We start from the raw sequence: 22402 nt of genomic DNA on the forward strand, positions 1-22402 counted from the left end.
TTGTATTGTTGAGGTTCTATTTACCGGTTTGAAATGAATTCTTCAATTGGTGCCGTGCAGAGATTGCGTATAGTAGTAATTTGTGCTGAGTTCGTCCCTTCGTTCTCCTATTTGGAGAATATTCTCTGCCGAACGCTTGATAGGCTTGGACACGACGTGCTTGTGCTCTCTAGCGTTCCCCGAAATTGGAGTGGTGACCTATCCACCGCAGATGCAGAGCTTCCTTTTGAGGTTTATCGGAGTTCATGGATCATTAAGTTCAAGAATACGTTTCTTGAATTTGGCTCGGGTTTCTCTCGTAGAATCAAATTACATGATCCAGATATTGTCTTTCTGCTCGCGCCTCTGAGTGGAATTGGGATGTCGGCGCTACCGAGTATTCCGACCAGAAGTAAGGTTATTTCGGCGTTTAGTGATTTGCCTTGCCACCGGGGTAAATGGAGTATGTCAACTCTGATCAAGAGTAGGTGGGTTCCTGCGATCGTCCGGCGTTCTTCTCTGGTGATGGCTATCACAAAGGAAACTCGCGTATTGCTGGAAGGTTGGGTCAGTGAAGAGGAGAGGCGCAAAATTCAGATGACTGGGCTCCTGCTGGATTTTTCTCGGCTGCCAGGTTCCCAAGATCTTCCATCACAGGTGGAAGAACTCTTAGAAAAGACTGCTTCAATTTGCTCTGTGATAACTAGGGTGCGCCCAGAGAAGAATCTTAAAGAATTCTTTGGAGTGATTTGTAAGTTCTTGGAGAGCCATCCAGAGATGGGCTTTGTTATGGCGGGAGTTGGAGATGATGCCGCTTCGACTGATTTGTTGGAAGCAATCCGTAGTTCATCTGTATCAGACAGGTGTGTGACTCTTCCGCTTTTAAGTGAGTTGGAAATTCGCGCCGTATTTGAGAAATCAAGATTCTCTCTCTGGAATTCCGTGTCGGTGGGAATCTACCATTCATTGGTGAGCGGTTGTCCCGCATTACTTTGGAACGGGCAAGTTTCTGAACATCTGATCAAGGACGGTGTTAATGGTCTTTGGTTTGGGTCGATCGATGAAGTTGAAGAGGCCATGGAGGTTGCCTATTCACACCCTTGGAACATAGATGAGGTGAAGCGCTCAGTGGGGCATGCGGATTCTGACAAGCTTGTTCCTGCGCTTCTCGATGCTGTGTTGAAATCTAGCGATGGAACTGATGAAAGGCTCGCGTCCAATTCGTTTTCCTAATGAAGGAGTGATTTGACTGTTGTTTCCGGAATGCTAAGATTCTTCACGAATGCGAGGCTCTGGGATTGACCTATGTGAGGTCCTAGTCTAAAGAAAATTGCTTACAGTCAATGGGTAAGTCCGTAGCCGGACCCTTGTAAACAAAGTTTTTTCTTATGGTTTTTAGAATAATCCAAGTTGTTATGGTGGCGTTGGTTGGCGTCGTGATGATGTCAGCCATTCTGACAGGCGGAGGTAATGTTATCGGTCAGACAGCGCTATATGGTATGATAGTGGTATTTTTTGTTGGTCTGATGTCTCCAAAGGGCGGGGTGCTGCTGATGATTATTCTCGCTGGGTATAGTGATATGCTAAAGCGATTGATGGTTCTCGAGACAAATATTTCGATGTTTGACCTCACCTACGTCCTCGGTATGGCACCTATGGCCCTGGCTGGTACGGTGGTGGCTTGTGTTGTTCAGAAGATCTTCTCGGGAAAAATCGAGAAACGAGATGTTGTGACATTTGGCGTTGCTACGGTGTTTCTAGTGATTGGAGCAGCGTTGGGTCTCAAAAGTGGAGGGGGTATGCGCGCACTGCGGTTGGTGGCTGACTACGGTGCTTTTTCTTATTTGATCTTTGTCTTGCCGATCCTCTATCCAACTCGAGATGAAATTCTTAAATTAGTAAAGACAACGATCCTTATCTTTGTGCCTGTTGCGCTTTACGGAATTTGGCAACGGACTTTTGGTTTGGCAGATTTTGAACATGCCTATTTGTTGACTGGGCTTTCTAGCGAATCTCGGCAATTGCTGGATTTGGAAGTCAGACCGTTTTCAACATTGAATGCAGCTACGTCGCTGACTATGGTGACAGCATCTGCGGTAATTCTCATACTCTGTCTGCGGCGAGAAAGGAAGATCAGCCCGCTGCTGTCTTTTACCCTTGTTGTAGTCTTCGCAATGTCCTGTTTTATGACCTTTACTCGTGTTGGTTGGGCCGTTCTTTTTGCCAGTCTCTGTTTGATACCGGTGCTTCGTTATAAATCGACGACCTTTTTGATGTATGTTGGGGGTATAGGATCATTCATTCTTGTGGTTCTTAATGCAGACTTAATTATTGATAATCTTCCTCACTGGCAGAATAAACTCTATGGTAAGACAGAGGTGTCAGCTGGCGAAGGTCAAGGTCTTAGAATTATGACGCTTTCAGATCGGTTCATTGGGTTTGAGAATATGAAGAGGCCGGAAAACTGGACCCCTTTTGGAATCAAGGAGGAGGGAGCCCGAATCTATGGATTGAGCGATCGCTATTCCACTACCTTTTCTCACGATGCGATTTCGGGCTTCCTATTCAAATTTGGTTACGTGCCGTTGGCGTGCGGGATTCTTATGGGATTGTTTTTCTTAGCCAGCCTTCACCGTGCGATTTTCAAGCTTCCTTTCGATCAGCAACGTTTTTGTCAACTGGCGCTTGCCGGGATCTTTGGGATGCTTTGCTCTCTGGCGACTGGTGGCACCGTATTTCAGTTCCCTGCAAATATCTTTTTCTGGTTTCTGTTTGCGATGGTCTTGATCACCATTGGAGAGAAACCACGCCCCGTGGAGGAAGGCGGGAAAGAGGAGAAGGAGGCAGTGTTTGGCCGCCTGAAGCCCGCCGGTGCATTTCGACCCTAATTCCCCGGCTTATTTTGTGATGGGGAATTGCCGATTATTGGTGAAGTGTGGTTTGTAGTCGCAGCGGATCAAGGTACCTGAAAAGATTAGCTCGCTCCCCCCGAGCTTTTAGGGTCTTGATTCGCCGTGCAAACCGTTTGAATTGATGCCAATAGGAAAGAAAGAAGCCTTCTCAATCCAGCTGATGCAGCTGGTCGATGCCGCCTTGGTGTGGGCAGCTTTCTGGCTTGCGGACGCCTTTCGCGCGCCGGTGCGGGAGTTGCTCGGCCAAACGGCGACCGATGCGGCGGGTTTGGCGGAGATGACTTGGGTGCTTTACCTTGCGGTTCCGTTCACGCCCTTGGTGCTGGAGTTTCTCGGCTTTTACCGCAGGCCAAGGTCCAAGCACTTTTTCCAAGCGGTGACGCAGCTGATCCGCGCCTTGATGGTGATGGTGCTGCTGATTGGGCTGTTGGCGATTTTCGCGAAGCTCGGAGAGGCGAGTCGTCTGGTGCTGGGGATTGGTGGGCTGTGGATCTTTGTGCTCCTGCTGATTCGCGACCGGATGCTGCATGCGCATCTTCTGAAGCGGGGGGTCCGCGAGGACCTCAAGGAGCGGGTGCTGATGGCGGGATCGGACGAGGAAATCGACGAATTCCTCGATGAACTCGAACCCGAAATTCGGGAGTCGTTTTCCGTGAAGGGCCGCTTCGATGTCGCGGAAGGAAAGGTCGATGAGCTCTATGCGATCCTGAAGAAGGCCTCGATCGAGCGGGTCATCTTTACGGCAGGGGAAACGGGCTTCGCCAAGGTCGCGAAATGCGTCGAGGCCTGCGAGTTGCAAGGAGTAGAGGCGTGGATTGCGGCCTCCTTTATGCGTACCCAAGTCGCGCGTCCGACTTTCGATCTGATGGGCGACCGGCCGATGCTGGTGCTGCGCTCGACGCCCGAACTCTCCTGGGAGCTGGCGATGAAAGCGGTCTTCGATCGTCTGGTGGGTGTGCTGATCATCATGCTGACTCTGCCGCTGTGGATTTTTGCCTGGGTGGGGATCAAGCTTTCGAGTCCTGGTGCTCCGGTGATGTTCAGTCAGAAGCGAGCAGGCCGCTACGGTCAGCCATTCCAGATGTGGAAGTTCCGCACCATGGTCCCCAATGCGGAGGCGCTTTTGGAGAAGATCAAGAAAGAGCATGGCAATCAGATGGATGGCCCGGTTTTCAAGCTGGATCGTGACCCTCGGATCTTCCGCTTTGGCGCGCTGCTGAGAAAGCTCAGTATCGATGAACTGCCACAGCTTATCAATGTGGTTCGGGGTGAGATGAGCCTGGTCGGCCCGCGACCCTTGCCGCTCTACGAGGTTGAGGCATTCAGGAAGTCGGCGCACCGTCGCCGTTTGAGCGTCAAGCCCGGGATCACCTGCATCTGGCAGGCCGGTGGGCGGAACACGATCACCAGCTTCGATGAGTGGGTGGAAATGGACCTCACCTACATCGACAATTGGTCGTTCTGGCTGGATATGAAGATCCTGCTTAAAACCGTCCCTGCGGTGCTGTTTGGGTGGGGGGCGAAGTAGCCGGGTGAACCAGGTTTCCTGCATTCCAGCTTGATGATGAAGCGAGCATCAATGGTATTACTGGTTGTCGCCCTTTTGTTGGCGCTGCTCTTCGGGGGGAATTCCATTTCGTGGGGCTGGACTCCCGCACTGGCTGTGTTGGGCGCCGCGGTTCTGGCGAGTGCGGGAGACCGCAGAAGCCGCGGGCGCCTGCTCGATTGGCTGCCGTTGCTTCTAGCGTCCTCGTGGATCCTTTACCGCTGTGCGATTTCTCCCGTGCAGGAGCTCGCGCGAGCCGACGCTCTGCTGGTCTTGGCGTTGATGGCGACAGCGTGGTTGGTAGCTGGCATCGAAAGGGGCGGTGCTGCTCTCCGCTGTCTCTACGACGGTCTGGTCCTGGCGGTGGTGGCCAACGCGATCGTGGCCTTTTTCCAATGGCAGGATCCTGAATTCAGTTGGCCCTATGATTCACGGCCAACGGAGTCGCTCTCAGGGCTCTTCAGTCACTACAATTACTTTTCCAACTTCCTGGTAGGGGCAGCTGGCTTGCTCGCAGGCCGTCTGATTTTTGGTCAGGACGCGTGGTGGCGAAAGGCTCTCCAAGCCTTTGCCGTCCTGCTGGTTCTTGCGCTTGTTCCTTTGTCCGGTTCTCGAGGGGGGACACTGGCTCTTTGCTTTGTTGGGCTCCTCCTAATGATTTGCGCGGTGGCGGTTTTATTCCGTCGGCGGAGTCGTTGGTTCGGGCTGGCGGCGGCCTCCTTTCCCGTCGTTCTGGTGATCGGAGGCGGGTTGGGTTGGGCGGTGCTGAACGGAATCCAATCTCAGCGAAAATCGAGTGAGGGGCTGATCAGTCTGGTCGATGGAAGTGACCGACTTGGATGGATCGAACTGGGCTTGGCCACCAGCAAAGACCATTTCCTTGTCGGCGGTGGAAGCCGCTCGTATTCGTGGGAGCGGAACGCGAAGTGGGATCAGGCCGAGTTTGGCTGGAACAGGGAAAATGAACCGTTCGTTCACAACGAAGCCCTTCAGGCGATTACCGACTATGGGATTGTGGGTTTGGCTCTCATTGTCGGAGCGCTTGGCTTGCTGGTCTGGCGATGTGTCGAAGGACTGGTGGTGGGGACTGCCGAGAGGGATAAGAATCGGGAGGATGATGCGGTTCTCGCGGGCGTGCTAAGCGCGTGTGGCGCGATCGTCCTCCAATCCAACCTTAGCTACGTGTTCCACATGCTGCCATCCGTGCTGCTTCTGGGGCTATGTTTGGGGCTGACGGTGCCACGCCGAGAATCCGAGATTCGGGCCTTTTGGCGTGCCTGGCCGGTTGGGGTGCTTCTTGCGGCTCCGCTCATGTGGTTTGGTATCAGGGGAAGCGTGGCACTCAAGAGCCTTTGGCCAGTTCTCTACGACACTCGAGGTTCGGAGCAGCTCTCGCGAGAGCAGATGAGCGAGCGCTACGAGACGGCGAGGAAGTATTGGCCCGGCTATCGTGTGGCGGAATTGGAGGGGCATTTCTACCTCGGGCTCGCCGGCAAGGCAGAAGGACTCGTGGCCGATGAATGGAGAGATCGCGCGATTGAGTCTTACCGTGCCGCAGCCAAGGAGCATCCCTACAACGCCGTTGTCTCTGTAAATCTGGGCAACGCGCTATCGACAAGTGGGCGTTATGATGAGGCGACGCGGGAGTTCGAGCGGACGATCAAACTGCAAGGTAAACTGGAGGCCATGTGTAAAGGGCGTTTTTACATGGCCCAAAACATCCATCGAGAATGGTATGGTCGGTGGACAAAGGAACGACGTGCGTCTGAAGCCCTACACGAATTTTTACGGGCTCAGCGACTTTTGGAAGAGGCTAAAGAATTTGTGATGCCGGGGATTTGGTGGCGTGATTGCCTTGAGTTTGAAAAGGATCTCGATCAATCCATCGAATTCCTCGAGGGCGCGGGGATCACGCCGCAGGCGCCGGAGCCCCGCTAGCTAATCCCGCCCCAGCCATAAGAATCACGAGCGGATTCTTTCCCAGTCGATGTTGCGTTCCGCGAGTTCCTTGGCGAGCTCGCGGATTTTTTTGTCCGCCATTTCAAGGTCCGGCGGGTCGCCGTAGCCGCGCTCCTCCTGGTCGACGAACTGCATGGTGATCGAGACAAAGGCCCAGCGCTGCGCTTCCCCTTTGAGAACGCGGTCTCTGATGTCGATGATGGTGCGTTCATTGTGATTGCTCGTCACCCGGTCGTGGCCGACGAAGAAGTAGCAGTTCAGGTTATCGATCGAACGGAACTGCTTGTTCCCCTCGGGCCCGAATTCGCCGCTCAGCTTGGTGGCGAGGAAGGTCAGGGGGACTTTTTCGCCGTTCGATAGGGTGATCTCGGATTGCGAGCTGCTCTGGATGCGGTGGCCCTGGGCTTCGAGGCAGCGCTCGGGGCGGTGGATCGAGTTGGCGAGGTCGTGGCCGGAGAGGACGATCGAGACGTCGAGCCGGTCGTAGGGCACCTCGCCGGTGATCGCCGATTGCTCTTCGGTGCGCGGCATCCCGCAGGCGGCCTTCGAGAATTTGGTGTCGGCTTCCAGGATCCTCAGCTCGGCTTCGGAGGGCGGGTAGCTGCTGGTGAGGATGCTGCCGATGCGCTCGGGAATGGTGGTATCCAGCGCGGAATCCACCTGCTCGAATGGCGGCAGGACGTAAATCGTGGACATGCCAAGCCCGAGGACGGCCGTCAGAATGATCGCTTGCTTCATGACTTCAGTGCTTCAGTTGGCGGGGCTTTGGCTGACGACGACGGTTTTTCTCGTTCGCAGTTTGCGGAGCTTGGGCATGCCGCCCTCGAGCAGGGAGTGGGTCATGAGAAGCAGGATGAGGGAGATCGGATAGAAGATCAGCAGGCCGGACCAGTCGTGCCAGGAGTTGCGCGCAAAGTCCGGGTCCCCGTACTCGGCGATCACGAAGATCGAGGTCAGGCGGAGCATGTTGCCCAGGATGGCCAGCGGGATGGCGGAAAAGCACAGCAGCGCCTTTTTCCACAAAGCCATCTTGGCGAGATAGGCCCAGACGGAGGAAATCAGGATCAGCGCCATCAGCGAGCGAATCCCGCCGCAGCCTTCATCGATCTCGAGAGGCTCCCAGTTCGAGTTGGTGGAGTAGAGTTTGACGCCGCGGATCTCGATATCCACGCCGAACCAGCTGCAGCCGACCTGGGCGAGCTCGGTGGAAAGCAGCTGCAGCTTGGTGGTCGCCAGCTGGATCTGGGGAAGGGGGATGGCCATCAGGAAGATGAACATCGGGAAAAGCGTCAGCCGCGCGACTTGCCAGCCCCACAGGTACCAGGCGGATCCCCAGAGAATGAAGGGCAGCCCGCCAATCGCGATGCGCGGCTGGCCGGTGCGGTGGGCGAGGATGAAAAAGAACACCCCGAGGATCGCGACGGGCAGGCCACGCCAGTCAGCCCGGCTGGCGACTTCGCGAAGCTTTTTCCACTGCCAGGCGATCAGGCCGACCGAGACCAGCGGGACCATGAAGCCGTGCTCCATGCGGGTTTCCGCATTCCAGGCGGACTCCAGCCAGACCAGCGGACTTTGCTTCTGCCCGGGGCCGAATCCTTTCACCACGAAGTAGAAAATGGCGACAATCAGCCCCGCGATGGCGACTACGGGCCAGCTCAGGGATTCTTTTGGCGACGTAGCGTGTTGTTTTGGAGGGCTTTCCATCTTTCCTGTGGATGCAGGGTTGCCGATCCCATGCGGGCTGTCAACAATCCCGCCCGTCGCTCACCCGTCTCCTTAATGAAGCTGATCAGTGGAACCGCTCACAGGGCGCTCGCAGAGCGCATCGCCGAAGAAATAGGAACCCGCCTTGCCGATGTCAGCGTGACGTCGTTCCCGGACGGCGAGACCTTTGTCAAAATCAACGAAAACATCCGGGGAGAGGATGTCTTCATCGTCCAGCCGAGCTGCCCGCCGACGAACCACAACATCATGGAGCTGCTGATCATGGTGGATGCGGCCCGCCGCGCCTCCGCCGAGCGAATCACCGCCGTGATGCCCTTTTTTGGCTACGCCCGCCAGGACCGCAAGGACCAGCCACGCGTCCCCATCACCGCCAAACTGGTCGCCAACCTGCTGACCTCAGCCGGCGTCGGCCGCGTGCTGACGATGGATCTGCACGCTCCTCAGATCCAGGGCTTCTTCGATATCCCAGTGGACCACCTTTACGCCAAGCCGGCGCTGATCGGCTACATCCGCGATAAAGTCGGCGACCCCTCGCAGCTCACCGTCGTCTCGCCCGATGTCGGCGGCACCAAGCTCGCCCGCGCCTACTCCGATGCCCTCGGCGCGGAGCTCGCCATCGTCGCCAAGCACCGCGTCAGCGCCACCCAGGTGGAGGCGATGAATGTGATCGGCGAGGTCGACGGCCGTGACGTGATCCTCGTCGATGACATGACCGAGACCGCCGGCACGCTCTGTGCGGCCGCGGAGATCCTCCAGGCGCGCGGAGCCAAACGGATTTTCGCCGGGGTTTCGCACGCAGTGCTCGATACGATGGGCCGCGAGCGGATCAAGAAGTCGGCGATCGAGGAAGTGATCACGACCGACTCCGTGCCTCAGGCGAGTGGGGAAAAAGTCCACGTCTGCGGCATCGCGCCCCTCCTGGCGGAGGCGATCCGGCGGATTGCCGGCGGCCAGTCGGTGACCTCGCTCTTCGAGGTCTGAGAAATGGCGCGCGCTGTCGGCCATTCCGGACGGGCCGTCCATGTCGTGGATCTACGTGGATTTTTCTCGATGGATGGCGGCCGATATGGCATGAATCGCGCCCCTTCTTGTCTCGTTTTACCGCCATGATCATTTCTCATCCCCCTGGAAACGTTTGCGCTGATTGTGGCAGCGGACTTGCTGGGGCTTTCGAGGCGAGCGGTGATCCGATGATTCCGGGACCTTCTAACACCTTCCATTGCCTCTCTCCTGGCGCCGCGCTGGTGGCGGGGGAGAGACGCAAAAACTCCCCGTCCTGAGCGACGCTGGAGCCCATGAAAATCACCCAAGGATTGAAAATGAAAGCTTCGCAACATCCCCTGAAACCGTCGGAGTCCCCCGAGTTTGTCCTCCCCTTGCTGGGCCTGATCGCAGGTCTGATGATGCCCGCGACCTTGATCGCCCAGGCCGTCCCGCAGATCGACCCGGATACCGGACTCTTCACCCAAGCGAGCCCGGAGGAGGAGGAAGAGGAGAAGGATGAGCCGCTCGACGCCGAGGCGAAAATGCAGGAGCTCGAGGACCGCGCCAACGCCTTTGGCGAAGATCAGACGGAGGAGGCGGAAAAAGCCGCCGATGAAGCCGCGGTCGACCCGCTTAATCCTGATCCGCTCGATCCGGACGCCCCGATGGCCGAAGAAGCGCCGGGAATCCAGAGAGTCTCCGGCGTTCCGGCCGACGGCGACCCGCTGCCGCCGCTTGAGCCTGTCGGGCCGATGGATCCGCTCGATCCGCTGGCCCCGCTTGATCCCCTCGATCCACTAGCGCCACTGCCGCCAGCGGAAATGGGTCCCGATGGCGTTGACCCGCTGTTTCCCTATGGCGCACCGGCCGGGGATTTCGAGGAAGACCTGGAGGCCGATGAAGAGAGCTCCGGCAGAGTTGCTGGCTTTGAAGGTCAGGGGTATCAGCCGGCCGGCGCGATTGCCGCCCCGGTGCCCGCGGCCCCTACGGGCTTTAGTCCGTATCCTGTCGCGGTGATTCCCGGCACCGGTGAAATGCTTCCGGGGCTTGAGTTCGGGGTCAATTTGTCCGCCACCTATGATTCGAACGTGCAGCGAAACTCCGGGACTTTTCTAGGAGGTGACGAGGACGACTTCATTCTCAGCACCGGCGTGGTGGCAAGTTATCGCAGTCCCGGGGAGACGTTTTGGTACTCCATCGGAGGCAACCTCGGCTACTCCCTGTATTTCAACAATAGTTCTTACAGTGGGATTTATTACGGGCTCAACGCGGCCTCGGGCTATCAGGGAGCCAAACTCACCGTGAATGCGAGGCTGGGACTCTCTTTTGGTAGTGGAGGGAACCGCTACAACAGCTCATTTGTCGATCAGCTGCGTCTTGGTATTGGGGTTAATGCGAACTATCGGATCAGCGCCAAGACCTCGATCGATGCCAGTATCTCAACCAGTCTCCAGAATTCGGACGGTCCCAACACCTCGGACATCGGATCGATCAATACCTCCGTGGGGGGGCGCTGGCAGTACTCGCCGCTACTCAGCTGGGGTGCGGGGCTGTCGTACACCGTCGATGGCGGCGATGGGGCCAGGCAGTCGGACCGTCAATCCTTCGGTCCCTACGTCACCGCCAACTACAGTGTGAGCAATAAGGTCTCGCTCAATGCCAATTTGGGCGTGGGTGTGGAATCCTACGGTGGTCAAGGGGACACGGAGATGGACTACAATTTCAGCTTAGGCGCGAGTTACCGTGTCTCGGACCTCTCGAGCATGGACCTCTCGATCAACGGAGGGACCTATGCGGATGGTTCCGGATTGGGCAACTACCGCGATACCATCGGGATGAGGTTCGGCTACAATCGCACGATCGGACGCAATGCGCTTGCTCTCGGGATCGGCTGGGAAACCAGCGAACGCTTCAATCCCAATGCGGCGATTGTGGGAGCGGCTGAGGATGAGGACTACCTGACTCTGGATGCCTCGCTCTCCCGGCCCATCCCTCTGATTCGCGGCAATGGTTCCATCTACTGCCGCTGGGAAGATCAGAATGGGGGCATTGCGTCTACCTACGACAGCTTTGTAATGGGTGTCAGCCTCTCTACCGCCTTTTAAGTGTCAGCCTCTCCTTGCTTGAAGGCCTGTCTGACGCCAATGTAGTGCGACTCAAGCCTTGCTAATCCACGAGATATGAGCCATTGGATCCCCTGATTTCGCCATGATTGCCCCCACTATCCTCAAACGCCTCTGGAGCCTCTTGCTGGCTTCAACTTTCCTCATTTTGTCCTCCTGCGCGGAGGATGAATCTACTGCCGCCGGTCCGAAGCTGAAAATCGGCGATAGCATCAGCATGGCTGTTTACAAGCAGTCCGATCTCACCACATCGGCGACCATTTCCAAATCGGGTGAAGTGTCCTTCCCCCTGATTAAAAACGTTAAGCTGGAGGGTCTCAGCGTGGTGGAGGCGACAGAGAAAATCCGCAGCCTGTATGCGGAGAAATATCTAGTGGATCCGAGCGTGACGCTTGAGGTCACGAACTACAGCAGCGAGCGGATTACCGTTACCGGGGCCGTTCGTGGGCCTGGTCAATTTGACATCCCGGGCACCGGAAAATATGGCCTCACGGCAGCCATCGCGGCGGCCGGTGGTCTTGATGCTCGGGCCGACCGGGATCGGATCGTCATCTATCGTGCCAGCGGTAGGCAGGAGACCTATTCGGAAGATGTGCTCAGCACCGATCGCCACATTCCCTTGGGATCGGGTGATCGGGTCGTGGTGATGGAAAGCCCTTTCCTGAACAAGAGGGTTTCCGTCTTGGGCAAGGTTGGTCGGCCAGGTCCGGTGGCTTTCCCCTTGGATGGCAAGCTGGATATCCTGACCGCGATTGCAGGCGCAGGAGGATTCACACCATTGGCGAATACCAAGAAGGTCAAAATCAACCGTGGCGGACAGATCATCATGATCGATGTCAAGGCGCTGGGTGAAGCCGGGAACAAGCCCTTCTATTTGAAAGAAGGCGACATCGTGAATGTCCCGGAGCGCCTCTTTTGACGAGCGACTGATTCTCCTCCTTTTTTCACCCTCTTAATTTTATGCGATCTCAGGACAAGAGTGACCTCTTGGAAGAATATTCGGACGACGACAGCTACTCGGCATCAAGCCGAGCGGCCGGCGGTGGCAGCGGACAGATCAAGCGCCTCGTCATGGCGCTCCTCGGGCGCTGGTACTGGATCGTGCTCTGCATGCTGATTGGTTGGGGCTGGGCGGTCTACGCCCTGGATAAGACTCCCAATCGCTACACCGCCACCACGACCCTGCTGATGAAGGTGCAGGTGGATCAGGTGCTGTCACGTGATCAGATTGCCGATATCCCCCTGGAAAGTATGGAGGCCATGAATACCACCATGGCCCAGATCAGCTCGCTCGACATGCTGGAGCGCGTTGCCGCACGACAGGACGTGCGTGAGTTGCCGGGTTTGGTGCCTCTGCCGGTCGACTGGCGCCCGGAGTGGCTGCAGGAGAAAATGGGGGTTGAGCCTCCCGTTGCCGGTCCTCCTCCGCAGGCGGCGAACTTGGCCAAAATGATCAGAGGCTGGCTGAGCCTTTCCGTGCGACCGGTCACCCGTCTGCTTGATATCAGGATCGACCATCCGACGCCGGAGGTCGCGAAAGCCGTGGCGGATGCGATTGCCAGCGAGTATTTGGCCGAGCTGCGCAGTGATGCAGCGATGAATCGTTCCTGGGTTATCGAGCTGCTCTCCGAGGAAGCCGAAGACGCCCGTGAGTTATTGGAAGAGGCGACGGGTTCGCTGGTAACCTACAATCAAGCTTTGGAGAGCAAGACATCCCTCGACGCCCATGAGGCGATCGTCGCCCAGCTTGAGCAAACCTACCTGCCGGCCCACCCCAAAATGATGGGTGCTCTCGCCGAACTGAAGCGCTTGCAGGATCATTTCATCAAGGACTTTGAAATCGCCCGCAAGGCACCCTCGGAGGCTGCCTATTGGGAAGAAAAGGCGGATTTTCTGCCGAATTTTGAGCAGGACCCCGAAGGCTATCTGAGAACGGGTCGCGCACTCCTGATGTCGAGAGTCGGGATCCTCAATAAGGAGATTTCGAATCGTACCAGTTTGTATTCCGGCATGCTGAAGCGCATCGAGGAATCCCGCGTCAACGGAGAAGGCGGCGAGCTCAGTGCGGAAATCGAGAACCTCGCACGGACTCCTGTCTTTCCAAGTTCCCCGGTTCCCAAATCCTTCTATACCAAGGGTCTTGGTGGCGGATTTGCCGCCGGTCTGGCGATCGCCTTCGTGCTCGTCCGCCTCGACTCGAAGTTCCAAACCGTCGCCCAGCTCGAAGGCACCACCGGCATCGCTACTCTGGCCGCGATTTCCGATATCAACGTCGCGCATCTCGCCAAAGCCGAGAAGCTCTACTACTCGAAGCATCCCGACGACTCCCCGGAACCCTACATCGATTGGGATCCCCACCTCGTCTTCCGCCCAGGCACCTCGAGCACCAGCTACGCCGAGATGTACCGCGTGCTGCGTGCCTCCGTCAGCCTGCTCGGCGATGAAACAAAGCGCAAGATCACCATGTTCAGCAGTGCGCTGCCGGGGGAGGGCAAGACCTCGACCTCGGTCAACTTTGCCCTGGCCGCCGCCGGCCAGCGCAAAAAGACCCTGCTCATCGATTTGGACTTGAGAAAGCCCTCGATCCACAAGGCTTTTGGCATCCCGCGCATTCCAGAAAGCGGCGGGATCTCCGATTGTTTGGCAGGCGATGCGCACATCAATGATGTGATCATCAGGGATTGCCCGGAAAAGAACCTCCACATTGTCGTTTCCGGCAAGCGCGTCGGCCAGCCCGGCGAGTTGCTCAATCGCGACAAACTGAAGATGATCCTCGCCTGGGCGGTGGAGAACTACGACATCGTCGTCCTCGACACGGCCCCCTTGCTTGCCGTGCCGGACTCCCGCGTGATCGCCCCGCTGGTCGACAATTTCTGCCTCATCGTACGCGCCAACTACGTGCCGAAGGGTGCCGTGCGCCGCGTTCTCGAAGTGCTCGAGGACGATGAATCCAAGCTCGACGGCATCGTCTTCAACGGCTTCGTCGAAACCCGCCGGGCGATCGGTGAAAACTACTCCTACGGCTACTACAAGACCTCCCGCTACGGTCGCTCTTACCAGTATGGCTATGGTTCCTACGGCTCCTATGGGGCCTACGGCGCCGACGACGAAGACGAGGCGGAGTCCGCCAAGGCCCTCGAAAAGCGCCGCAAGCGCCGCCGCAAGCAGATGAAGGTTTGAGAGACGCCCAGGACTTTGGAGTGCGGTGGCAGAGCGCAGCGGCGACACCGCTTTCCGAGCAACCCCATGAGCCCTCGCTCGAAAAGAAAACTCGAACCACCCTCCCGCTCCACAAATTAGTTTAATTGGTTCGGAACTTCTTGAACTAACGGCGCGAAACTGATTGTTTTTCGCCGTGCCCCCCACACCCCTCAGCTCCCGTGATCAGGAAGTCGTCGATGCCATGGCGGTGTACTTCAGCCGCATGGGAGCGACCGCTGGCTTGCCGAAATCGGCGGCCCTCATTTACCACGCTCTGTTCGTGTCCGAACAGCCCTTGAGCTTCGGCCAAGTCATGGAGCAGGGTGGGCTCAGCAAGGCCACCGCTTCCACAGGCCTCAAACTGCTTGAAAGGATCGGCGCCGCGCATCGCGTGGAAATGCCCACCGAGCGAGGCACCTACTACCGCCCCGAACTCTCGGTGCGACGCCTGATTGCCGGATTTTTCGAAAACACCCTCCAGCCGGGACTCCAGTCTGGCAGTGAGATTCTCGAGGGAATGAATGGAACCGATGGCCTCTCCGAGCACCTCGAAAGCCGGGTGAAGAGTTTGAAACATTGGCATGCTATGAGCGAGGACCTGCTTCCCGTATTGAAGGCCCTCGAGCCCTGAAATGTTAGAGTCTGCGGAAGGTCCGCGACGCCCCTGAGATTACCAAACATGGTAAGATCGGCAAAAACACCTGAGACCACGAAAGAAGGTTTTTCCGCAAACGCGGATCACGACCAAGGGCGGTAGCGTGCGAAGAGGAAAGTCTGAATAGCCGAAACCCCGAAACCCCGAGCCAAGTCATGTGGGGCGCAGCCCTTTACGCGACGCGACGCGACTCACTGCTCACTGCTCACTGCTCACTGCTCACTGCTCACTCGGCACTTCTCACTCGGCACTCGGCACTCGGCACTCGGCACTCGGCACTCGGCACTCGGCACTCACACCAACTTCCAAATATTATGCGACTACTAGTAACTGGCTCATCTGGTCTTATCGGTTCTGAAGTATGCGTTCACTTCGCGTCTTTAGGATGGGAAATTCATGGCGTTGATAACAATCAGCGCGCGGTATTCTTCGGCCCTCAGGGTGATACTCGATGGAATCAAGGACGTCTTGCCGAGTCTCTCGGTGAGAAGTTCGTCCACCACGAAATCGATATCCGCGATCGTGACGGCGTCTTGAAGCTTCTCAAGGACGTCATGCCCGATGCCATCGTCCACACCGCCGCGCAGCCTTCCCACGACCGCGCCGCCGCCATTCCATTCGACGACTTTGATACCAACGCCGTCGGCACCTTGAACCTCTTGGAAGCCACCCGTCAGGCCTGCCCGACCTCGCCCTTCGTCCACATGTCGACCAACAAGGTCTACGGCGATCGGCCCAATACCATCGCCCTCAAGGAACTCGAAACCCGTTGGGATTATGATGACGCGGCCTACGAGCATGGGATCAGTGAGGAGTTTTCGATCGATCAGTCAAAACACTCGCTCTTCGGTGCCTCGAAAGTCGCCGCCGATGTGATGGTCCAGGAATACGGTCGCTACTTCCAGTTGCCGACCTGCTGTCTCCGTGGCGGCTGCCTCACCGGCCCGAACCACAGCGGCGTCGAGCTGCACGGCTTCCTCTCCTACCTGGTGAAGTGCAATGTCGAAGGCCGCGAATACAAGGTCTTCGGCTACAAGGGCAAGCAGGTGCGCGACAACATTCACTCACACGATGTCGCCCGCTTCATCGAGGAGTTCATCGCCGCGCCCCGCATCGGAGAAGTTTACAACATCGGTGGCGGAAAGAATAACTCCTGCTCGATTTGGGAAGCCTTCAAGATTGCCGAGCAATTCACCGGCAAGCCTCAGGTTTACCAGTACGTCGATGACAACCGCATCGGCGATCATATTTGCTACTACTCCGACCTCCGCAAGATGCGTGAGCACTACCCCAAGTGGGACATCACCGTAAGCCTCGAAGAGACCATTCGGCAGATTGTTGACGCGAACTTGCGTCGTTCCTAGTTCGAACCTGCGGTGTTTGAACCTTCGGTGTTCTTGGTTCTTGGTTCTTGGTTCGAACCTGCGGTTGTTCCTGGTTCTTGGTTCTTAGTCAGAGGCTTAGGTGCGCCGTGCGCTGTCCAGCCGCATTTCAACAACGAAGACCTTCGGTTGTTCCTGGTTCTTGGTTCTTAGTTAGAGGCTGAGGTGCGCCGTGCGCTGTCCAGCCGCATTTCAACAACGAAGAACCAAGAACCAAGAACACGCCGCCCCGCGGCGTAACCAAGAACTAGGAACAAAGAACTACGAACACCAAAGGTCCGAAGGACCAACAAGGAACCAAGAACCAAGAACTAGGAACCAAGAACACCGAAGGTACTAAGGTTATGAAAATTGAGCGCTTTGAAGAGATCGAAGGTTGGCAGTTGGGCCGTGAGCTAACTCGCTTGGTTTATGATGCGACGCGGCAGGGTCCGTTCTCAAGAGACTTCGGCTTAAAAGATCAAATTCAGCGTGCTTCATGCTCAATCATGCACAATATCGCCGAAGGATTTGATGGTGGAAGTAACAACGAATTCATTCGATTCCTGAGGTATTCCCAGCGTTCCTGTTCCGAAGTCCAAAGCGAACTCTATGTCGCACTGGACCAGGACTACATCGACTCCGATCAATTCCAGCAGCTTTACGAGCTCGCCGCTCAGACTCGCTCGAAAGTAGGCGGCTTCATTGCCTACCTCCTCCGCTCTGGAAAGTAGTTCCTAGTTCGAACCTTCGGTGTTTGAACCTTCGGTGTTCTTGGTTCTTGGTTCTTGGTTCTTGGTTCTTGGTTCTTGGTTCTTGGTTCTTGGTTCTTGGTTCTTGGTTCTTGGTTCTTGGTTCTTGGTTCTTGGTTCTTGGTTCTTGGTTCTTAGTTCTTAGTTCTTAGTTAGAGGCTGAGGTGCGCCGTGCGCTGTTCAGCCGCATTTCAACAACGAAGAACCAAGAACCAAGAACCAAGAACACGCCGCCCCGCGGCGTAACCAAGAACACCGAAGGCCCGAAGGCAAATACTCAATGAATATCCTAATTACCGGCATTTGCGGCTTTGTTGGCTCGACCGTCGCCGAAGCCCTGCTCGATCAAGCCGCTTCCAGCGATCTCACGATCACCGGAATCGATAACTTTTCACGCAATGGATCGTGGCTGAATCGCGATCGGCTCCAAGCGCGCGGCGTCCGGATCCTTCACGGTGACATCCGCACCGCGGCCGACCTCGAGGCCATCGGACCCTTCGATTGGGTGATCGATGCCGCTGCGAATCCCAGCGTCCTGGCCGGGGTCGACGGGAAATCCTCAACCCGCCAACTCGTTGAAAACAACCTCGGCGGCACCATCAACCTGTTGGAAGCCTGCAAGCGTTGGAAAGCCGGCTTCATCCTCCTCTCAACCAGCCGCGTCTACTCCATCCCACCCCTGGCGAATCTCGAAGTCGAAGTCCAAGACCGCGCCTTCCACCCGCCCTCCAACAACCAGGAACAAGGAACCAACAACGAGGAACCAAGAACCAAGAACCAGGAACCAAGAACGAGGAACCAAGAACTCCCCGGCTTCAGCCGATCAGGAATCTCCGAATCCTTCTCCACCGCGCCGCCGGTATCGCTTTACGGCTCCACAAAGATCACTTCCGAGCTTCTCGCCCTGGAATACGGGCTGACCTTTGATTTCCCAGTCTGGATCAACCGCTGCGGCGTGATGGCCGGAGCCCGCCAGTTCGGAAAGCCCGATCAGGGCATCTTCGCCTTCTGGCTCCACTCGTGGCGGGAAGGACGCCCCCTCAAGTACATCGGCTTCGATGGCCTCGGCCACCAAGTCCGCGACTGCCTCCACCCCCGCGATCTCGCGCCGCTGCTAGTAAAGCAAATGGCAACCAAGAACCAGGAACCAGGAACAACGACGCCCCGCGTCATCAACCTCTCCGGCGGCCTCGCCTCCACCATGTCCCTGCGCCAGCTCTCCGACTGGTGCACCGAGCGCTTCCCTGATTCCCCAACTCGCGACTTCCTTCCTCCGGTCGCCGAAGTCCTGAAGCCTGAAGTCCGACCGTTCGACCTCCCTTGGGTCGTCCTCGACCACTCGCTCGCCACCGAAACCTGGGGCTGGAAACCGACGACCTCCGTGACCGACATCCTCGAAGAGATCGCCGACTTCGCCGACCAAAACCCCGATTGGATCGCGGTGTCGGCTTAAGGCCGACGTTCTTAGTTCTTGGTTCGAACCTACGGTTGTTCTTGGTTCGAACCTACGGTTGTTCTTGGTTCGTGGTTCTTGGTTCTTGGTTCTTGGTTCTTGGTTCGTGGTTCGTGGCTCGTGGCTCGTGGCTCGTGGCTCGTGGCTCGTGGCTCGTGGCTCGTGATCTAACAAGGAACTAAGAACTAAGAACAAAGAACTAAGAACTAAGAACACCAAAGGTCCGAAGGACCAACAAAGAACTAGGAACTAGGAACAAAGAACTAGGAACAAAGAACAGCGTTCTCAGCTTTCACTTCTCATGGAACACACCCTCAACCAACTCCTCGATATCTCAAAACTTGCCGGTGCTGAGATTCTGAAGTTCTACGATCAGGATCCGGGCACCGTCCTTAAGGACGATGCCTCACCCTTGACGCTGGCGGATCTGGCAGCCCATCGCACGATCTGCGATGAACTGATGCGACTCTTCCCGGAGATCCCGATCTGTTCGGAAGAGGGGATGGAGAATGGCGAGCTTGAGATGAGTGGTCGCTACTGGCTGGTCGACCCGCTGGATGGCACCAAGGAATTCCTCAAAAAGACCGGAAGCTTCACGGTGAATATCGCCCTCATCGAGAATGGCCTTCCGATTTGCGGGGTGATCTACGCGCCCGCCACCGGCATTGGCTACCTTGGGGGCAAGGACGTGGAGGCGTGCCGCATCGAGCCCGATGGAACCCGGACGAAAATCCAATCATCGGCACCTGCCGAGCCACCACGCTTTGTGGCCAGCCGCGATCACGCCGGACCTGAGGTCAAGCGGCTCCTCGCCGCCTTTCCCACCTCGCAATCGCTCAGCATTGGCAGCTCGTTGAAGTTCTGTCTCGTGGCAGAAGGTTCCGCCGATGCCTACCTGCGCGATGTCCCGACCATGGAGTGGGATACCGGTGCCGCCCACGCCATCCTTCACGCAGCCGGAGGCCATCTCCTCACCTGGCCCGACCTCAAGCCACTTACCTACGGCAAAGCTGATTTCAGAAACCCAAGTCTGATCACCCTCGGAACCGAATCCTTCGCCCAAACCATCGCCACCGCCGTAGGCGAAAGTCCGAAAGTCTGAAAGACTGAAAGACTGAAAGACTGAAAGACTGAAAGACTGAAAGACTGAAAGTCTGAAAGACTGAAAGACTGAAAAACGGCCCCAACCGCGTGGGCCGCAGCCCGAGCCCAATCGCGTGGGGCGCAGCCCTTTACGCGACGCGACTCACTGCTCACTGCTCACTGCTCACTCGGCACTCGGCACTCGGCACTCGGCACTCGGCACTCGGCACTCGGCACTCGGCACTCGGCACTTCTCACTCGGCACTCGGCACTCGCTACTTTGACCTAACGCTCTCCCACCAATCGAGTGGAGAGCCGCCCACCTCAACCCACCGCGTGGGGCAACGCCCGAGCCTAGTCGCGTGGGGCGCAGCCCCTTACGCGACGCGACCCGTTAGACCACCGCGATCAGTTCCTCATTTTCAGAATATTAGCATCTTCACCCTATGCCATCCGACCTTCCCGTCACCGTTTACACTCCGGACTCCGCTCTCTCGGACCCCAAGCGACTTTTCCGCGAGATGGCGGATGAGTTGAAGAACTCCCGAGAACTCTCGATGGCGCTCTTCCGCCGCGATCTCAAGGCGCAGTTCCGCCAGAGTGTGCTCGGCTACGCCTGGCTCTTCTTTCCCCCCATTGCCACCACGCTGGTGTGGTTCTTTCTCAATAGCTCCGGCGTTGTCCGCGTCGCGGAAACCGGCATGCCGTACCCGGCCTTCGTGATGATTGGCAGCCTGCTATGGCAGGCCTTCACCGAGAGCCTCAATAAACCGATCATGGCACTCACGAAGGCCAAGCCGATGTTGGTGAAGCTCAACTTCCCGCGCGTCGCTCCGGTGCTCGCCGGGATCGGCGAAACCACGCTGGTTTCGGCCGTTCGCTTGGTCCTGCTCATCCCGGTTTTCATCTTAGCCGGAGTGGTGCCATCCTGGACGATCCTCTTCTTCCCCTTCGCCTACCTTTCCATGGTCCTGCTCGGGACGGCGATTGGCGGGCTCCTCACGCCGATCGGGCTGCTCTACACCGATGTCGGCCGCGCGATCAGTGTCTTCAGCCAGTTCGCCATGTATGCCACCCCGGTCGTCTACCCCATCGCCACCGCCGGATTACTGTCGTGGGTTCATGCCCTGAATCCGATGACCTATCTCGTTGAAACCGGCCGCGCCACCCTCGTTGGTGGCCCCTTCGATGCCCTCCCCATCGCTCTCGCGGTCACCGCCGGTGCCTTCATCCTGCTGCTCCTCGCCTGGACCATCTTCCACATCACCGTCCCTCGGATTATCGAGCGTATGGGAATGTGAGTCGGCACCGGTTTCAAAACGTCGAAAGTCCAAAGTCCTAGCTTCCAAAGATCGCCGCGCGGGGCGGAGCCCCGGCGCGACAGTTTACTCAAATATCCATGTCTGAAATTCTAGAAAGCAATGCCGTTGCCGCATCCTCGAGTGAGGCCAGCACGCATTCCGACTCGGAAGTCCTCGTCCGCGTTGAAAATCTCGGAAAGGTCTTCTGCCGGGATTTTAAGAAATCGCTGCTCTATGGGTTACAAGATTCCATGGGCGATCTCTTCTCCGCCAAGAGCGATAAAAAGCAGCGCGCTCAGGACTCAGAACATAAACTGCGACCGGGTGAGTTCTGGGCGAATAAAGACATCAATTTTGAACTGCGACGAGGTGAGTGTTTGGGCCTGATCGGCCAAAACGGGGCCGGGAAAACGACACTGCTCAAAATGCTCAATGGACTGATCAAGCCAGATGTCGGAAAAATTGAAATGAGAGGACGAGTCGGGGCTTTGATTGCGCTCGGCGCTGGATTTAATCCGTTGCTCTCGGGAAGGGAAAATATTTATGTAAACGGCTCAGTATTAGGTCTTACGAAAATAGAAATTGATGAGAAGTTCGATGATATTGTGGAGTTTGCAGAGGTAAGAAAATCAATCGACTCTCCTGTTCAAACATATTCCTCTGGAATGCAAGTTCGTTTGGGCTTCGCTATCGCTAGTTCGATGAAACCCGATGTATTAATCCTAGATGAAATACTGGCCGTAGGAGATATGGAGTTTCAGGCAAAATGTATGATCGAGATTTCAAAAAACCTAGCAAGTTGCGCAGTTGTTTTTGTGTCTCACCAGGAACATCTAGTTCAAAGGATCTGCGATAGAGTGCTATGGCTGGAGGCAGGAAAAATAGTCGAGAGTGGGCCAACATTCTCGGTGCTTCCTAAGTACATTGATGCGCCTAGAAATAGAATTTCTTCCGAACAAAAGGAAACCAATCTTGAGAAGCTGGATTGCATCAACATAGTTGAACTCGTGTCATGCACTTTGGAGGTAGAATCAGGAGATAACTTAAAATTAGAGATTCTGATTAACGCATCCTCACGTGTAGCAATCGAAACATTCTATATTGCCTTTCGAGATAATACGGGAAAATTCGTCGCACGCTCAACAATTAGCTGTGAGGTTATCATTGAGGCCGATACCAATACGAACCTGAAATTTCAAGTCAAAGATTTACGATTAAAGCGAGGGTCCTACATGGTAGATACTTACGCATACAGTAACGGAGAGAAGAGTCTGGTTTTTCAATTCAATAGCGCGGCGAAGTTTCTAATGAGATCCATGATTGCATCTCAAGTAGATTACCAGCCTGATGCAGTAATCAGTGTTTAAA

17 protein-coding genes are annotated in these 22402 nt (G+C 56.4%); 15 read left to right on the forward strand and 2 right to left on the reverse strand.

The genetic code is table 11. From position 1 onward, the window contains the following. The first annotated feature begins 33 nt into the window (after window positions 1-33). From ACFQY0_RS12810 to ACFQY0_RS12825, 4 genes are all read left to right on the forward strand, one after another. Window positions 34-1212 (forward strand): glycosyltransferase family protein, encoded by a 1179-nt coding sequence (locus tag ACFQY0_RS12810; RefSeq protein ID WP_379712975.1) that lies wholly within the window; start codon window positions 34-36, stop codon window positions 1210-1212. Window positions 1213-1367: 155 nt separating this feature from the next. Further along, window positions 1368-2867, forward strand: a complete 1500-nt coding sequence (locus tag ACFQY0_RS12815; RefSeq protein ID WP_379712977.1) for a hypothetical protein — start codon at window positions 1368-1370, stop codon at window positions 2865-2867. 145 nt (window positions 2868-3012) lie between these two features. Then, window positions 3013-4419: a sugar transferase gene (locus ACFQY0_RS12820; RefSeq protein WP_379712979.1), complete on the forward strand. Its 1407-nt coding sequence runs from the start codon at window positions 3013-3015 to the stop codon at window positions 4417-4419. Window positions 4420-4455: 36 nt separating this feature from the next. Continuing rightward, window positions 4456-6375, forward strand: coding sequence for an O-antigen ligase family protein (locus tag ACFQY0_RS12825; RefSeq protein ID WP_379712981.1), 1920 nt, complete (start codon window positions 4456-4458; stop codon window positions 6373-6375). Between the two features lie 24 nt (window positions 6376-6399). On the opposite strand, the gene ACFQY0_RS12830 is transcribed toward ACFQY0_RS12825, so the two are convergent. Both ACFQY0_RS12830 and ACFQY0_RS12835 read right to left on the reverse strand, forming a co-directional pair. Further along, on the reverse strand, window positions 6400-7134 hold the full coding sequence (locus ACFQY0_RS12830) for an exosortase-associated EpsI family protein (protein WP_379712983.1): 735 nt from the start codon (window positions 7132-7134) through the stop codon (window positions 6400-6402). 12 nt (window positions 7135-7146) lie between these two features. Continuing rightward, window positions 7147-8100: an exosortase/archaeosortase family protein gene (locus ACFQY0_RS12835; RefSeq protein ID WP_379712985.1), complete on the reverse strand. Its 954-nt coding sequence runs from the start codon at window positions 8098-8100 to the stop codon at window positions 7147-7149. Window positions 8101-8175: 75 nt separating this feature from the next. Here ACFQY0_RS12835 and ACFQY0_RS12840 point away from each other — a divergent pair, with 75 nt between their 5' ends. From ACFQY0_RS12840 to ACFQY0_RS12890, 11 genes are all read left to right on the forward strand, one after another. Further along, entirely contained in the window at window positions 8176-9102 is a 927-nt protein-coding gene (locus tag ACFQY0_RS12840) for a ribose-phosphate diphosphokinase (protein ID WP_379712987.1), read from the forward strand. Between the two features lie 338 nt (window positions 9103-9440). Then, entirely contained in the window at window positions 9441-11210 is a 1770-nt protein-coding gene (locus ACFQY0_RS12845) for a hypothetical protein (RefSeq protein ID WP_379712989.1), read from the forward strand. Between the two features lie 103 nt (window positions 11211-11313). Further along, complete coding sequence (locus ACFQY0_RS12850) at window positions 11314-12147, forward strand: polysaccharide biosynthesis/export family protein (protein WP_379712991.1); 834 nt, start codon at window positions 11314-11316, stop codon at window positions 12145-12147. 41 nt (window positions 12148-12188) lie between these two features. Next, on the forward strand, window positions 12189-14408 hold the full coding sequence (locus ACFQY0_RS12855; RefSeq protein ID WP_379712993.1) for a polysaccharide biosynthesis tyrosine autokinase: 2220 nt from the start codon (window positions 12189-12191) through the stop codon (window positions 14406-14408). 175 nt (window positions 14409-14583) lie between these two features. After that, window positions 14584-15060, forward strand: coding sequence for a GbsR/MarR family transcriptional regulator (locus tag ACFQY0_RS12860; RefSeq protein ID WP_379712995.1), 477 nt, complete (start codon window positions 14584-14586; stop codon window positions 15058-15060). Between the two features lie 335 nt (window positions 15061-15395). Further along, a complete protein-coding gene (locus ACFQY0_RS12865) occupies window positions 15396-16448 on the forward strand; it encodes an NAD-dependent epimerase/dehydratase family protein (RefSeq protein ID WP_379713246.1) in 1053 nt (350 codons plus the stop codon). A 362-nt stretch (window positions 16449-16810) separates the two neighbouring features. Then, on the forward strand, window positions 16811-17179 hold the full coding sequence (locus ACFQY0_RS12870; protein WP_379712997.1) for a four helix bundle protein: 369 nt from the start codon (window positions 16811-16813) through the stop codon (window positions 17177-17179). Between the two features lie 298 nt (window positions 17180-17477). Beyond that, window positions 17478-18650 carry an NAD-dependent epimerase/dehydratase family protein gene (locus ACFQY0_RS12875; protein WP_379712999.1) on the forward strand — a complete coding sequence of 391 codons (1173 nt, stop codon included), beginning with the start codon at window positions 17478-17480 and terminating at the stop codon, window positions 18648-18650. A gap of 301 nt (window positions 18651-18951) precedes the next feature. Beyond that, the gene (gene cysQ / locus ACFQY0_RS12880; RefSeq protein ID WP_379713001.1) at window positions 18952-19752 is read left to right on the forward strand and encodes a 3'(2'),5'-bisphosphate nucleotidase CysQ; all 801 of its coding nucleotides are present in this window, start codon (window positions 18952-18954) and stop codon (window positions 19750-19752) included. A 427-nt stretch (window positions 19753-20179) separates the two neighbouring features. Further along, the gene (locus ACFQY0_RS12885) at window positions 20180-21034 is read left to right on the forward strand and encodes an ABC transporter permease (RefSeq protein ID WP_379713003.1); all 855 of its coding nucleotides are present in this window, start codon (window positions 20180-20182) and stop codon (window positions 21032-21034) included. A 98-nt stretch (window positions 21035-21132) separates the two neighbouring features. Continuing rightward, window positions 21133-22401 (forward strand): ABC transporter ATP-binding protein, encoded by a 1269-nt coding sequence (locus ACFQY0_RS12890; RefSeq protein ID WP_379713005.1) that lies wholly within the window; start codon window positions 21133-21135, stop codon window positions 22399-22401. Window position 22402: the final 1 nt, after the last annotated feature.

The organism is Haloferula chungangensis, from assembly GCF_042664875.1.
Lineage (GTDB): Bacteria > Verrucomicrobiota > Verrucomicrobiia > Verrucomicrobiales > Akkermansiaceae > Haloferula > Haloferula chungangensis.

Coding starts and splice junctions, on each gene's coding strand:
- ACFQY0_RS12810 (WP_379712975.1), top strand. CDS start 34: ATGAATTCTTCAATTGGTGCCGTGCAGAGATTGCGTATAGTAGTAATT.
- ACFQY0_RS12845 (WP_379712989.1), top strand. CDS start 9,441: ATGAAAGCTTCGCAACATCCCCTGAAACCGTCGGAGTCCCCCGAGTTT.
- ACFQY0_RS12870 (WP_379712997.1), top strand. CDS start 16,811: ATGAAAATTGAGCGCTTTGAAGAGATCGAAGGTTGGCAGTTGGGCCGT.
- ACFQY0_RS12815 (WP_379712977.1), top strand. CDS start 1,368: ATGGTTTTTAGAATAATCCAAGTTGTTATGGTGGCGTTGGTTGGCGTC.
- ACFQY0_RS12875 (WP_379712999.1), top strand. CDS start 17,478: ATGAATATCCTAATTACCGGCATTTGCGGCTTTGTTGGCTCGACCGTC.
- ACFQY0_RS12885 (WP_379713003.1), top strand. CDS start 20,180: ATGCCATCCGACCTTCCCGTCACCGTTTACACTCCGGACTCCGCTCTC.
- ACFQY0_RS12850 (WP_379712991.1), top strand. CDS start 11,314: ATGATTGCCCCCACTATCCTCAAACGCCTCTGGAGCCTCTTGCTGGCT.
- ACFQY0_RS12890 (WP_379713005.1), top strand. CDS start 21,133: ATGTCTGAAATTCTAGAAAGCAATGCCGTTGCCGCATCCTCGAGTGAG.
- ACFQY0_RS12825 (WP_379712981.1), top strand. CDS start 4,456: ATGAAGCGAGCATCAATGGTATTACTGGTTGTCGCCCTTTTGTTGGCG.
- ACFQY0_RS12840 (WP_379712987.1), top strand. CDS start 8,176: ATGAAGCTGATCAGTGGAACCGCTCACAGGGCGCTCGCAGAGCGCATC.
- ACFQY0_RS12830 (WP_379712983.1), bottom strand. CDS start 7,134: ATGAAGCAAGCGATCATTCTGACGGCCGTCCTCGGGCTTGGCATGTCC.
- ACFQY0_RS12835 (WP_379712985.1), bottom strand. CDS start 8,100: ATGGAAAGCCCTCCAAAACAACACGCTACGTCGCCAAAAGAATCCCTG.
- ACFQY0_RS12855 (WP_379712993.1), top strand. CDS start 12,189: ATGCGATCTCAGGACAAGAGTGACCTCTTGGAAGAATATTCGGACGAC.
- cysQ (WP_379713001.1), top strand. CDS start 18,952: ATGGAACACACCCTCAACCAACTCCTCGATATCTCAAAACTTGCCGGT.
- ACFQY0_RS12820 (WP_379712979.1), top strand. CDS start 3,013: ATGCCAATAGGAAAGAAAGAAGCCTTCTCAATCCAGCTGATGCAGCTG.